At 49.7% G+C, this 13855-nt stretch carries 15 protein-coding genes; 13 read left to right on the forward strand and 2 right to left on the reverse strand.

The genetic code is table 11. From position 1 onward, the window contains the following. Positions 1-105 precede the first annotated feature (105 nt). From AC4PME_RS12995 to AC4PME_RS13055, 13 genes are all read left to right on the forward strand, one after another. Positions 106-1005 (forward strand): sulfite exporter TauE/SafE family protein, encoded by a 900-nt coding sequence (locus tag AC4PME_RS12995; protein WP_491046356.1) that lies wholly within the window; start codon positions 106-108, stop codon positions 1003-1005. A 69-nt stretch (positions 1006-1074) separates the two neighbouring features. Next, the gene (locus tag AC4PME_RS13000) at positions 1075-2382 is read left to right on the forward strand and encodes an alpha-amylase family glycosyl hydrolase (RefSeq protein ID WP_491046355.1); all 1308 of its coding nucleotides are present in this window, start codon (positions 1075-1077) and stop codon (positions 2380-2382) included. Between the two features lie 95 nt (positions 2383-2477). Continuing rightward, positions 2478-4391, forward strand: coding sequence for a DNA repair helicase YoaA (gene yoaA / locus AC4PME_RS13005; protein WP_490710244.1), 1914 nt, complete (start codon positions 2478-2480; stop codon positions 4389-4391). An 11-nt stretch (positions 4392-4402) separates the two neighbouring features. Next, entirely contained in the window at positions 4403-5077 is a 675-nt protein-coding gene (gene tsaB, locus AC4PME_RS13010) for a tRNA (adenosine(37)-N6)-threonylcarbamoyltransferase complex dimerization subunit type 1 TsaB (RefSeq protein ID WP_491046354.1), read from the forward strand. A gap of 138 nt (positions 5078-5215) precedes the next feature. Then, positions 5216-5521 carry a hypothetical protein gene (locus AC4PME_RS13015; protein WP_303575407.1) on the forward strand — a complete coding sequence of 102 codons (306 nt, stop codon included), beginning with the start codon at positions 5216-5218 and terminating at the stop codon, positions 5519-5521. A gap of 126 nt (positions 5522-5647) precedes the next feature. Continuing rightward, entirely contained in the window at positions 5648-6376 is a 729-nt protein-coding gene (locus AC4PME_RS13020; RefSeq protein ID WP_232373368.1) for a Slp family lipoprotein, read from the forward strand. 82 nt (positions 6377-6458) lie between these two features. Then, positions 6459-7298 (forward strand): alpha/beta fold hydrolase, encoded by an 840-nt coding sequence (locus tag AC4PME_RS13025; RefSeq protein ID WP_491046353.1) that lies wholly within the window; start codon positions 6459-6461, stop codon positions 7296-7298. Between the two features lie 123 nt (positions 7299-7421). Then, on the forward strand, positions 7422-9074 hold the full coding sequence (gene fadD / locus AC4PME_RS13030) for a long-chain-fatty-acid--CoA ligase FadD (protein WP_491046352.1): 1653 nt from the start codon (positions 7422-7424) through the stop codon (positions 9072-9074). 63 nt (positions 9075-9137) lie between these two features. Next, positions 9138-10298, forward strand: coding sequence for a ribonuclease D (rnd, locus tag AC4PME_RS13035; protein WP_491046378.1), 1161 nt, complete (start codon positions 9138-9140; stop codon positions 10296-10298). Between the two features lie 20 nt (positions 10299-10318). After that, a complete protein-coding gene (locus tag AC4PME_RS13040; RefSeq protein WP_303575399.1) occupies positions 10319-10615 on the forward strand; it encodes a YcgL domain-containing protein in 297 nt (98 codons plus the stop codon). Further along, positions 10615-11613, forward strand: a complete 999-nt coding sequence (locus AC4PME_RS13045; protein ID WP_491046377.1) for a lytic murein transglycosylase — start codon at positions 10615-10617, stop codon at positions 11611-11613. Before AC4PME_RS13040 ends, AC4PME_RS13045 begins: the two co-directional genes overlap by 1 nt. Before the next feature lies 1 nt (position 11614). Further along, positions 11615-12277 (forward strand): fumarylacetoacetate hydrolase family protein, encoded by a 663-nt coding sequence (locus AC4PME_RS13050; RefSeq protein WP_491046351.1) that lies wholly within the window; start codon positions 11615-11617, stop codon positions 12275-12277. Next, complete coding sequence (locus AC4PME_RS13055) at positions 12277-12768, forward strand: YcgN family cysteine cluster protein (protein ID WP_474881832.1); 492 nt, start codon at positions 12277-12279, stop codon at positions 12766-12768. The genes AC4PME_RS13050 and AC4PME_RS13055 overlap by 1 nt, the downstream gene beginning before the upstream one ends. A 7-nt stretch (positions 12769-12775) precedes the next feature. On the opposite strand, the gene AC4PME_RS13060 is transcribed toward AC4PME_RS13055, so the two are convergent. Further along, entirely contained in the window at positions 12776-13327 is a 552-nt protein-coding gene (locus tag AC4PME_RS13060) for a GNAT family N-acetyltransferase (RefSeq protein ID WP_491046350.1), read from the reverse strand. Further along, positions 13324-13845 carry a disulfide bond formation protein DsbB gene (gene dsbB / locus AC4PME_RS13065; RefSeq protein WP_491046349.1) on the reverse strand — a complete coding sequence of 174 codons (522 nt, stop codon included), beginning with the start codon at positions 13843-13845 and terminating at the stop codon, positions 13324-13326. Before dsbB ends, AC4PME_RS13060 begins: the two co-directional genes overlap by 4 nt. Positions 13846-13855 lie beyond the last annotated feature (10 nt).

A 13855-nucleotide genomic window follows, 5' to 3' on the forward strand; every position in this document is an offset into this window, starting at 1 on the left:
TGTGCTATGCAATTTACTGTTAAAGCTGTAAAAGTACAATTCTCAAATGTTTGTTTTCACCTGCGAAGGCCATCGCGGTGTATTTTCTGGATAAGTAGTCTGTCTGTGTTAAGTATCATTCGTCAGTTTTCCGTTCCCTCAGCGTTGATCATCCTCTGGTTTATTGTGTTGTTTATGCAACCGGATCCGGCTGGCATCGTGGCAGAAAATGGTGCTTTTGCGTTACTCGGCGTTATCGGTGCGGTGTTTGCGAACGCAACCGGGGCCGGTGGCGGCGTTGTTTTTGTGCCGGTGTTCCACCATCTTGATTTTTCCCCCCAGAACATTGTGGCAACCAGTTTTGCCATTCAGTGCTGCGGTATGACGGCCGGTGCATTAAGCTGGTGGGCTTTCTTTCAGAACAAAGAAAAGCATAACGAGAACTGGCAAATATTACCGCAGGTGGTGGCACTCACAGTGCCGGCTTCGGTGTGCGGTATCCTGATGGCACAGTTTGCTGCCGGCAGCATTCCGTTGTTGTCTTTCATTCAGGGGAACGTGAATGATTTGCACCTGGGCTTCGGTATTTTCTCTATTTTTCTGGCTCTGGTCATTTTTGCCAGTATCCCGTTGCTAAAGAAAACCCGGTTCAGAAGTAGTCTCTCCATGACTGAAACTGCGCTGTTGCCCGTGGTGGCGTTTGTTGGCGGAGCAGTGACTGCATGGTTGTCTGTCGGCGTCGGTGAGCTTGTCGCTGTATTTCTTATTCTGAGGGGCTTTCACGTTACTATGGCAATTGCTGTTGCTGTGATGCTGACTGCATTTTCAGTGTGGGGCGGGGTGATTTACCATGTTACTGAATCCTTAGCTATTGTGTGGCCGGTGGTACTGTTTGCCGGAGCAGGTGCAATCATTGGCGGCAGACTGGCTAAATATGTTGTGCTGGCATTTTCCGTACAGAAACTAAAATTGTTTTTCGGTTTGTGGGTTTTACTGCTGGGGATCAGCGGATTGCCGGTATTCTGAACGGAAAACTTTTCGACGGGAATGACGTATCAATGCTATGAGATTGATTTTTAACGCCCGGAGAACATCATGGCAGCAGATTTTTTACCGCAAAACCGTTATCAGGTTGCGCAACCTGCGTGGTCTGAAAACGCGGTCATCTATCAGGTCAATACCCGCCAGTTCAGTGCTGAAGGAAATTTTCAGGGCGTAATTAAAGGTCTTGAGCATATCAAAGCGCTGGGCGCAGACATCATTTATCTCATGCCGGTACAGCCCATCGGTATCAAAAACCGCAAGGGGGCATTGGGCAGTCCCTATTCTGTAAAAGATTACTTTGCCATTAATCCCGAGTTCGGAGACGAGAACAGTTTCGCCGCACTTGTCAGTGAAATTCACCGGCTTGATATGAAGGTGATTCTCGACTGGATCCCTAATCACAGTGCCTGGGATAATCCACTCACCGTGTCACATCCTGACTGGTATGCAAAAGATTATCAGGGTAATTTCAGACCGTCACCGTGGTGGGACTGGGAGGATATTATTGAGTTTGATTACAGTGTGCCGGCGTTGCGCCGTTACATGACTGAGGCAATGTGTTACTGGGTAGAACGGTTTGATATTGACGGTTTTCGCTGCGATGTTGCCGGTTACGTGCCTAATGATTTCTGGGCTCAGGCCAGAGCCGCGCTGGATGCCATTAAACCGATTTTCATGCTGGCTGAATGGGAGAACCGCGATCTTCACGAACAGGCATTCAATATGACCTATGCCTGGAGCTGGAACGAGGCTATGCACGATATTGCTCAGGGCAGAGCACCGCTGGACAGGTTGAGAAAATATTATTCCTGGAACGAGCGTAGCTGGCCGGAGTCAGCCTACCGGATGACATTCGTCAGCAATCATGACAAAAATGCCTGGGATGGCACGCAGCATGAGCAGTTCGGACAAGCTCTGGAGGCTGCTATTGTGTTGTCTGTCACCGGCGAAGGTATGCCGCTTATTCACAATGGTCAGGAAGCGGGGGAAAACAAACGTCTGGCCTTTTTTGAACGGGATCCCATCGACTGGCAGGACCATGCCATCGGCGATCTTTACCGTGAACTGATTAGTTTGAAAAAGCGCGTGAAGGCATTGTGGAACGGAAAAGCCGGTGCAACCATGTTGCAGGTGAACAGCAATGATCTGAAACGGGTTTTCAGTTACGTGCGCATGCAGGGAAATGAGAAAATTCTGGTGGTGCTTAACTTATCCCCGGATACCGTTTCACCCACCTTTGATGCCGGTCTGTATAACGGCCAGTACCGCGACGTGCTGAACCGTCAGGACATCGTGCTTGATGCTGCACAACCGCCTATTTTGGCCCCCTGGGCCTATCGTGTTTACGAGGCGATATGAACATGAATTAAACTGGCCGGCCGGTCAGTGAATTCCTGCCCCATTTAGCTGATAATTCTGGCATACTACGCGCTTTGAATTTTTAGTGTTTGTTTATGCCTTCTGTATCTTCCCTGTTTACTGCTGACGGTTTACTGGCTAAGGCCATTCCGGGGTTTTCTCCCCGCGCCGCCCAGACGGACATGGCGCTGGCTGTGAAGTCAGCGCTGGACAATCAGCATTCGCTGATTGTTGAAGCCGGCACAGGAACAGGCAAAACTTTCGCTTATCTCGGTCCGGCATTGCTGGCCGAAGGTAAAGCAATCATTTCTACCGGAACGAAAAATCTGCAGGAGCAGCTTTACCACCGTGATTTGCCGGTGGTTAAAAAAGCGTTGGGCTCCCGCAGAAAAACAGCGTTATTAAAGGGCCGTTCGAATTATTTGTGTCTGCACCGCATGGGGCAGCACGGTGGTAATTCCACGCTGGTGGAGAAAGAAGTACTCGGTCAGCTTTCAACGGTGAGAAGCTGGGCCGAGACCACCAAAACCGGTGATACCGGCGAACTGAAAACGTTGCCGGAAGATGCCAAAGTACTGCCGTTGATCACCTCAACAGTAGACAATTGCCTGGGACGTGATTGTCCCGAATATGAAGAATGTTATCTGGTAAAAGCCCGTCGCAAAGCGTTAGAGGCTGATATCATTGTGGTCAATCATCACCTGTTTTTTGCTGACATGGCGCTTAAGGATACAGGCTTCGGTGAGCTCATCCCTGAAGCGGATGCCATCATTTTCGATGAGGCTCACCAAATCCCCGATATCGCCAGCGATTATTTTGGTGAATCCTTGTCCAGCCGTCAGTTACAGGAACTGGCAAAAGATATTAACGTGCTTTACCGCACAGTGCTCAAAGACGCAGAACAGCTGGATAAAGCCGCTGAAAAATGCCGGATTGCATCAGCCGATCTGCGCCTGCTGTTTCCGGAAAATCCTGAAAGAGGCAACTGGGCCGAAGCGCTGGACAGAGATGACGTACAAACCCAAATCGCCAGATTAAAAGACGGCATCGGTGTGCTTCATGAAGTGATCAAACTGCACCTTGGCAGAGACAAAGATCTGGATAATATTTACGAGCGGGTAGTGCAGACACGGGAACAGCTTGATGCGTTATGTGATGCAGAACAGCAGGGCGTGAGCTTGTGGTATGAAACCACGCAAAGACACCTTATCCTGCATCTCACGCCGTTATCCATTGCTGCGAAGTTCCGCCGGTTTATCAATGCCGTGCCGAGAGGATGGGTTTTCACGTCTGCAACCTTAACCGTCGATGGCGGCTTTACCCACTTCCAGAAACGGATGGGACTGGACGACGCCAAAACTCTGGAACTGGAAAGTCCGTTTAACTACAAAGACCAGGCAATGCTCTGTGTGCCGAGGTTCCTGCCGGAGCCGAACAGTTTTGCCATGAAAGACACGTTGTTCGAAACGGCGAAACGTCTGATTAAGGCCAGTAAAGGCCGCTGTTTCTTGCTTTTCACCAGCCACGCCATGCTCCGTGAAATCGCCAAAAGGCTGGAGTTTGAGGTACCTAACAAGCTGCTGGTGCAGGGAACGACGACAAAGCAGGCACTGCTGGATGCTTATCTGGCAGATGAAAGTGCGGTGTTGCTCGGGACCGGTGCGTTCTGGGAAGGGGTTGATGTTCGCGGTAATGACCTTATATGCGTGATGATTGATAAACTGCCATTTGCTTCACCGGATGATCCGCTGTTACAGGCGCGCATGGAAGATGTGAAAAAGCGCGGAGCGAATCCTTTCGCTGCAATTCAGATCCCGCAGGCAGTCATCACGTTAAAGCAGGGGGCGGGACGGCTTATCCGTGATCCCACCGACAAAGGCGTACTGGTTATTTGTGATAACCGTCTGGTGACCAAACCCTATGCACAAACATTTGTATCAAGTTTACCTGATATGCAGAGAACACGTTCACTGGACAAAGTTGAATCGTTTCTGCAAGCGATTAAATAGCCCGGAGTTTTATGATTTTACTTGCCATTGATACCGCTACTGAAGCCTGCTCTGTTGCGGTGAAAACCGAAAACGGTATTTTTCACCGTTTCGAAATTTGTCCGCAGCAACATAGTCAGCGATTGTTACCTATGGTTGATGAGGTAATGAAAGAAGCCGGTCTGAGCTTAAAAGAGACCGGCGGGCTGGTTTACGGTCGCGGGCCAGGCAGTTTCACCGGCGTTCGCATTGCCACCGGCATGATTCAGGGACTGGCTCTGGGCACGGGCCTGGAAGTGGCAGGTGTCAGTACGCTTACCGCGATGGCACAGCAGGTAATTGATACGCAGGGTGCCGGCCGTATCGCCTGCGCCATTGATGCGCGCATGGGTGAAGTGTACTTTGCACAATTTACAAATGTAAACGGTCAGGCGGAGTTAAACGGTGAAGAACAGGTATGCCCGCCTGAACACGCTGCAACGCTGCTCTCCGGAGATTTTGCCCGTGCCGGTACCGGCTGGATGGCCTATGATGAACTTAAGCAGTTTGGTGATGAGCCACCGCAAGTACTCTATCCCGACGCATTGCACATGCTGAAACCCGGCGAAGGGATGTTTGCCGGAGGCATGGCTACCAGTGTGGATAACATTGAACCTGTTTATCTGCGGGATAAAGTGACGTGGAAAAAGCTTCCCGGCAGGGAATAGTGGTGCGTTTTTTGCGTGACATTGTATTCGGGCTAAAATAAGCTTAAATATTCAGTAAACGCCACTCAGCGTTTTTTACAGCTTACTTAAACCCGGTATCAGCTAACCGTCAATCACGAAAACAGGAACTCATACAGCGTGGAAATTCAGTCCGGCTTCAGTATTATCAGACCTGATCAGGCGCCCCGCCGGGAGCAGCCTGAGAAAGTGGATGCCAGACAGAAAGAACCTGTTCAAAGTGTTGAGGGTATCGTTGTACCTGAACCGGTGCGTAGCAGCCAGTCTGATGACGTACTGAACTCTGCAAAGAAATTTCAGCAGCAAACCGGTTACGATCAGCCGGAAGGCAAAGGTCAGCAGGCCACTGCAGCCTATCAGAGCCTTGAACGGGAGGCACAGCGGGATTCCATCCGTCAGCTCCTCGGTGTAGACATTTACGCCTGACCTCCTTATTCTTGAATCTGGTCTGCTCACCCCGATTAGTTTCGTTTTTCAGGCCATTGTTCAGGTTGCATTCAGTTTGCAACGTCATAATTAATAAAGTTTATCTTTTAGCATTCCGGGGCGTTTATGTTGCGTAAAATTTTTCTGCTGGTGGCGGTAGTCTTAGCAACCGGTTGTACCATTATTCCTGAAGATATCCGCGTACCGGACGACACCAATCTGGTCTCCTACAACAAAGCGGTTACCGGCGGTGACGGCGTGAAGGGCAAAATGGCCCGTTGGGGTGGTGTGATCGTTGGCGTGGAGAACAAGGAAAACAAGACCTGGGTTGAAGTGGTCAATTTTCCTCTGAATCACTACGGGCGTCCGAATACGTTTGAAGAAACCATTGGCCGCTTCAAAGTGGAACTTGATGGTTTTGTTGATCCGATTAATTTCGAAGAAGGCCGCTCCGTCACCTTCATCGGTGCTGTGGAACGACCTGTTGCCGGTATGGTCGGTGAACAGCCTTACATGTATCCGCGTATCAAGGGTGAAAACTTTCATATGTGGCGTCAGGATTCACTGAACTACGTACACCCCATGTTCTTTGACTACCGTATGGGCTGGTACTCACCGTTCTACTATTCATTTTACCGTCCGTATTATTCGCCCTATACGTTCGGCGTCGGTTTCTCCCGCGGGTATTACAGAAGTGCTTATCCCAATGTCTCGCCGGTACGGGTTTCAGTTACCCGCAGTGGCAATAAGGGGACGATCAGCCGGCCATCAACATCGACCCGCAGCAGTGTAAGCAGACCGGTTACCAGAACCTCCACGCCGGCCAATGGCGGCGCAAGACAAAATCTGAAGTAATCCGGCGGCAGGTTTATTCCTTATAAAGCGGCAATTCATTGCCGCTTTTTTCTTATTTTTGCCGCATCCGGAGGGCGTAAACATGTTAGAAACCGAATTTCAGGCCGGTGAACTCAAACTGGCTGCACTTGATAATCAGGGAGCCGGAACTGTTGTGATCGGTTTGCACGGCTATCTCGATAATGCTGCATCACTGGCGCCGCTGGCGCCTTATCTGCAATCCTGCCGCTTCATCGCACTGGATTTACCGGGACACGGTCAGTCAGCCCACCGGCCGGCCGGTGCCCACTACCACCAGTTTGATTTCCTGCAGGATTTATACGCGCTCATCAAAGAAAATCAGTTTGAAAATGTGATCCTGCTGGGTCACTCACTGGGCGGTATTCTGGCGACGCTTTATGCCGCTGTGTTTCCTGAACAGGTGAAAGCAGTGATTTCCATAGATGCCTGCGGACCGCTTACTCTGGATCCGCAAACAAGCGCTGAACAGGTCAGGGAGTCTGTCATCAGTCGTGATAAGAAGCGGCGAAATAAACTGAATATTGTGGATTTGGATGCTGCGGTGAAAGCCCGTTGCGCTGTTGCTGATATCCGGCCTGAACATGCCCGGGCAATTCTTTCGCGCAATCTGACGCAGGATGCATCCGGCCATTGTTTCTGGGCGAGCGACCCCCGCGTGCGCACAAAATCTACCCTGCGGCTGACTGAGCCTCAGGCAGAGGCATTCATGCGAAGCATAGAATGTCCGGTATTGTTTCTGGCAGCGGACAGCAGCTTTAAAAAGGTTGAGCAGGTTTATGCGAAAAGGCAAAACTGGTTTAGTCACTGTCAGTGTAAAACTTTTGCCGGCGGCCACCACATACATATGGAAAAAACAGACGAAATTGGCTGCGAAATTCGTCAATTTGTTGAGCAATTGTAAATAGTGGCGTTTATCTTTTCCTTATCATCCTATAATATACGGAAGAAATCAGACCAGTTGTGAAATATTGGTTAAAGTTTGTGCTTTTTTGCAAATATAAAAATAAAAGTTACCGGAGGGTGTGTGGAAAAAATTTGGCTTGAGCATTACGACCCAAGTGTTTCGGCAGAAATTAACCCTGATCGATATGCCTCTATCGTAGATATTTTTGAACAATCTGTGACGACCTGGGGCGATAAAACCGCTTACATGAATATGGGTCATAGCATGACTTTTAATGAGCTGGACGTGTTGTCTGCTCAGTTTGCGGCTTATCTGCAAAACAGTGGCTTAGAGCGTGGCGATGCTGTCGCCATCATGATGCCAAATTTGTTGCAATACCCTGTTGCTATGTTCGGCGTATTACGGGCCGGACTCACCGTCATTAACGTGAACCCGCTTTATACCGCCCGCGAATTAAAGCACCAGTTAAACGATGCCAATGCGAAGGCCATCGTTATTGTCGATAACTTTGCTGCCACGCTGGAAAGTGTGATTGCTGATACACCGGTGAAAAAAGTACTGCGCACGGCGTTAGGGGATATGTTACCGGCTCCTAAGCGCTGGATAGTAAACCTGGCGGTTAAGCACGTGAAAAAGATGGTGCCGGACTTTTCTCTGCCACAAGCTGAGTCGTTCATGTCAGCAGTGAAAGCCGGCGCGAATTACACTTATCAGCGTCCTGAGATAACAGGGGACGACCTGGCATTTTTACAATATACCGGTGGTACAACAGGCGTATCGAAAGGTGCGATGCTGACACACCGTAATATGATTGCAAACCTGGAACAGGTATCGGGTATTCTCGAAATCGTCATTGAGCCCGGTGAAGATGTCGTTGTCACTGCGCTACCGCTTTATCACATCTTTGCATTACTGGCGAACTGCCTGTTGTTCCTTAAATTTGGTTGTCCGAACCTGCTTATTACCAACCCGAGAGACATGCCGGGTTTTGTGAAAGAGTTGTCGAAGCACAAATTTGCCATTTTGCCCGGGGTGAACACCCTGTTTAACGGTCTGCTTAATACGCCGGGATTCAGCGAACTTGATTTCTCCGGATTTAAGTTCGGTCTGGGTGGCGGTATGGCCGTGCAGCGCCCGGTGGCTGAACGCTGGCAAAAAGTCACCGGCACGGTACTGCTTGAGGGTTACGGCCTGACTGAGTGTTCGCCGGTGGTAGCGGTTAATTCACCTACCATTAAAGCTTATAAAGGCGCTATCGGTATGCCGGTACCTTCTACAGAAATCCGTCTTTTGGATGATAATGGCAATGATGTGCCCTTAGGTGAAGCCGGTGAAATGTGGGTGAAAGGGCCGCAGGTCATGAAGGGGTATCTGAACCGTCCCGAAGCTACAGAAGAAATTCTTAAAGATGGCTGGCTGGCAACTGGCGATATTGCGAAGTCAGACAATGAAGGTTACTTCTATATTGTTGACCGTAAAAAAGATATGATCCTGGTCTCCGGCTTCAATGTGTTCCCGAACGAGATTGAAGAAGTGGCAGCCATGCATGATGATGTGGTGGAAGCGGCTGCTATCGGTGTGCCTCACGAAGTCAGTGGTGAAGTCGTGAAGTTATTTGTGGTTGCCAAGGACAAGAGCCTGACCGCCGAAACGGTTATTGCACATTGTCGTAAGCACCTCACCGGCTATAAAGTGCCGAAACACGTTGTCTTTAAAGACGAACTGCCAAAAACCAATGTAGGCAAAATTCTGCGTAGAGAACTGAGGGACTGAGTTCACCGTGACTTTACGCAACTAATTGGGACAGCCGGCATCATTGCCGGCTGTTTTTTTATGATGAAATATACCTTAATAACCGACGAAATTGCGCTTAAAGCTGTCTGTGAGAAGGCTTCTGCCGCTGAAGCAGTTGCCATAGATACTGAATTCGTACGTACCCGTACCCTGACGCCGCAGCTGGGATTATTGCAGTTGTTCGACGGTGAGCAACTGGTACTTATCGATCCGCTGGCAATTAATGACTTAAGCCCGTTTGTGGCATTAATGACGAATCCTGATGTGATCAAAGTGCTGCATTCCTGCTCAGAAGATCTGGAAACATTTCTGGCAGCATTCGGTGTAATACCTGCGCCGGTATTCGATACTCAATTTGCAGCAAGTGTGCTTGGCATGGGCGCGACCCTGGGTTATGCACGGCTGGTGGAACTGATGAGTGACGTGGTGCTGGATAAAGGGGAGTCCCGCACTGACTGGCTGGCCAGACCGCTACGGGAAAGTCAGCTGGTGTATGCCGCCAATGATGTACTGTATCTTTTACCTGTGTACTTACAACTGAAAGAACAAATCGAAGATGCCGGTAAATTTGATTGGGTAACGCAGGAAATTGCTGCACTGGGAGAAAAGAAGGCCGCACAAATTCCTCTGGAGCAGGCTTACCTTGTGCTGAAAAATACCTGGCGGCTTAATCCTGAGCAGCTTACCGTGTTTCGCCATCTTGCAGGCTGGCGGCTTAAGGTTGCCCGTGAAAAAAATCTGGCCCTCAACTTTGTGGTCAGAGAAAGTCAGCTGTTCGATATGGCAGTAAAAATGCCGTTAAGCCGCACTGCGCTGAGTCGTATCGAGGGATTGCAGCCACAAACCCTCCGTCGTTACGGTGAAACCCTTACCGCCCTGGTGGCTGAAGCGAAATCCCTTTATGAAGATACCCCCGCAGACAAACAATTACCCCGTATGCGCCGGCTGATTGACTATCCCGAATATAAAAAGCATCTGGCGGCTATTAAGCGCTTGAGTGCAATGGTTGCCGCAGAGCAGGGCGTGTCAGAGGAAGTTGTGGCCTCTAAAAAACAAATCAATCAGCTGTTAAAATGGCAATGGTTTGAACTGGATGAAACCCGTGTGCAGGGGCTTCTGCCTGATCTGCTGAGTGGCTGGCGCCGTCCTCTGCTGGAAAAGGGGCTGGCCTCATTATTAGGGCCGCTGGCTTTCACCCGTTAAGAAATAATGCAGGACTGAATATGCTTTGTGCAATTTATAAAACCCGCCGGAAAGAAGGCATGTATTTATACGTGCCCGGCAAAAATGCTTTCGGTGATGTACCGGAAATACTGATGGAGAAATTTGGCACGCCGGAACTGGTGATGTTGATTTCCCTGGATAAACGGCCTCAGCTTGCCGGTGTCAGCAAAGCTGATCTGGAAGTAGCGCTGAAAGAAAAAGGCTTTTACCTGCAAATGCCGCCAAAAGCGGAAGATATGCTGGCCGCTCACCGCACAGAGCTTGGTCTGACGCCCCATGTGGATGAAAAACGGTGATGAAGGCATTGTTCTCAGTCAGCCCTGTTGTTTTGTTCACCGTTTTTTTAATGCTGGCTTTGCCGGTTTCAGCAGAAGAAAAAAACGAAGCAGGATTTAAAGTCTGGTTACAGTCTCTGAAGCAGGAAGCATTGGAAAAAGGCTATACGGCAGAACTGGTGGACAAAGCGCTGGACACTGCCACATTTCGTCCCACCGTTGTAAAGGCAGATAAAAATCAGCCGGAGAAAAAAATCACGCTGGATGATTATCTGGCTACCCGCGTGCCGGACTGGAAGGTCAAGCAGGCAATTACCCTGTATCGTGAGCATCAGTCTCTGCTGGATGAAATCGGCAGCAAATATGGTGTTCAGCCCCGCTTTATTGTCGCTTTGTGGGGCAATGAGTCTAACTTCGGTAAGATTCAGGGCAACTATCCGGTGTTCTCCGCAGTGCTGTCTTTAGCCTATGAAGGGCGTCGTGAAGCAATGTTCAAAAAGCAGTTCTATGCTGCACTGGATATCATTCGTGATGGTCATATCGGTATTGAAGCACTGAAAGGTTCCTGGGCCGGTGCGATGGGCCAGAGTCAGTTTATGCCCGTGTCTTTTTTAAATTATGCCGTGGATTATGACGGTGACGGCAGAAAAGACATCTGGACCACGCCGGCAGATGTGTTTGCCTCTATCGCTAACTTTCTGTCCAGCGAAGGATGGGACGATGACTATACTTGGGGCCGCCAGGTTAAGTTCGTTGACGGTTATGACGGTGCACATGCAGGCTTTGCAAAAGATGATTTCGTGCCATTAACGGTATGGCAGGAAAGGGGCGTGCGTAAATTTGATTTAACAGACTTACCTGCTGCCGGTATTAAAGCCTCTCTTATCATGCCGGACGGTATCGATGGCCGTTTATACCTTGTCTATAATAATTTTCATACGCTGATGAAGTGGAACCGTTCATCATATTTCGGCGTCTCGGTCAGTTATCTGGCAGACCGGATCCGCAAAGGGGAATAACATGTATCAACATCTCAATATTCAGGGCCAGCCTGTTCCTTTGCCTGTGACACGTGCCCTGTGTATCGGCCGCAACTATCTTGAGCATATTCAGGAGCTGAACAACACTGTGCCGGATGAAGCCTTATTGTTTATGAAGCCGGCTCCGGCACTTTGCCATTTGTCTGAACCGGTGGTGATCCCTTCATACAAAGGCGAATGCCATAACGAACTTGAAGTGGCAATCTTGCTGAGTCAGTCACTGTGCAAAGCGACGCCTGATGACGCGCTGGCCGCTATTTGGGGCGCAGGGCTCGCCCTTGACCTGACCTTACGTGATGTACAAAGTGAACTCAAAGCGCAGGGCTATCCCTGGGAGCGTGCCAAAGCCTTTGATCGCAGCTGCCCGGTTTCCGCTTTCGCTCCGGTGACGCAAACCGGAGATCTTACTGACATTCATTTCACCCTGACTGTGAATGATACCGTGCGTCAGCAGGGGCATACAGCAATGATGATCCGGCCGGTAGCGGAGCTTATCGCAGAAATGTCTCACATCTTCACCCTGCAACCCGGCGATATTATTCTCACCGGAACGCCAAAAGGCGTAGGCCCGCTAAATGCCGGTGACAGGATCCGCGCGGAGCTGGGTGAATTAATGTCTGTCGAAACGAATGTGGTGATGTGATGACACCGTTCTGGGAAACGAAGACGCTTGATGAAATGACTGTTGCTGAGTGGGAATCACTGTGTGACGGTTGTGCAAAATGTTGTCTGCATAAGTTCATTGAAGATGACGATGCTGAAGAAGCCGCGCCAACGGATACCCTGAATCAGGGAGAGGAAATTCACTATACCAACATTGCCTGTTCGCTTCTGAATACCAAAACCTGTGGCTGTACCCGCTATGCAGAGCGCACAAAGCTGGTTCCTGATTGTGTAAAGCTGACCAAAGAGAATCTCAAGGATATTTTCTTTATGCCGCCAAGTTGCAGCTACCGGCGTTTGCATGAAGGTCGCGGGCTGCCGTCCTGGCATCCGCTGCTAAATAAAGGCAAGAAAGCCAAAATGCATCAGGCCGGTATGTCTGTGAGAGGGAAGACTGTATTTGAAACGGATGTGGATTTAGACGCGTTTGAAGATTATATCGCCAGCTGGCCTTTGCACGACGCAGACTGATGTCCGGCTATTCGTTCGTTAACGCGTAAAGCAATGCATGTCTGCCGCAAACACGTTTGCGGCAATAACCTTCCTTTTCTGCTCCCAACTTTTCAGCAACACGTAAACTGGCTTTGTTATTGGGTTCAATAAACAACTCCAGACGAAATAAATCCATCTGATTAAAAGCCAGTTTCTTCAAAGCCTGACAAAGCTGAACAGCCAGACCCTGTCCGCATGCCTCAGGCCGGATCCAGAAACCCAGATTCGCGTTACGGTGCAAAGGGTGGATATAGTTTATCAGTCCCATGCCCAGACAACGGTTGTCCATCACCAGCAGGTAGGTGATACCATAACCCTGCTCACGCTGATTCTCCAGGGTGGTCAGACACTGACGGGCCTGCGCGGGGGTGACAGGGCACAGATCTGTACCCATCCATGGCCGCACATGACTGACTGATTGCTGAGACGCTTCACACAACATATCGGCATGTTTTTGCCCGGCCCGTTCAATACTGATGGGGCTGGTTGTGGTTGCAATAGCAGGAAGCCGCGATGGCAGGGTACTTAAGTCAATCAAAAGGGTTTCTTGTCCAGTAAACGACAGCCAAAGACGATAACGAATACGGCAGCGTAAATCCCGAAGATCACCATCATCCACTCAGGCATACCCAGTCCGGCAACACGCCAGCCGTCATCCAGGCAATCTCCTTTTGCTTCAAATATGGCCGGTAACCAGTCATAAAGGGGCATAAATGAAGGGAAATTCGGCACTATTTCGCAACTGGCAAACAGAGAAGTACTGTGAATGATGTCGTACTGTTCACGGGCGATCATAAGGCCCCAAACTGAAGAAACCGCCCAGCCGGCGAAAGCCAGCATCCGCGTCAGGCTATGATTCACAATAACGACCAGTAAACCGGACAACAAGATACCGATAACCGCTGTACGCTGATAAATACACATCACACAGGGTTGCAGGCCATTAACATGCTGAAAATACAATGCTGCAGACAACAGCCCTGCGGCAGATAAAAATAAAAGAAGCCAGGCGGGTTTATACTCCGCCTGGCGACTAATCCATTGAATGAGATTCATTGTTGCAATA

This window comes from Alteromonas sp. (assembly GCF_984505615.1).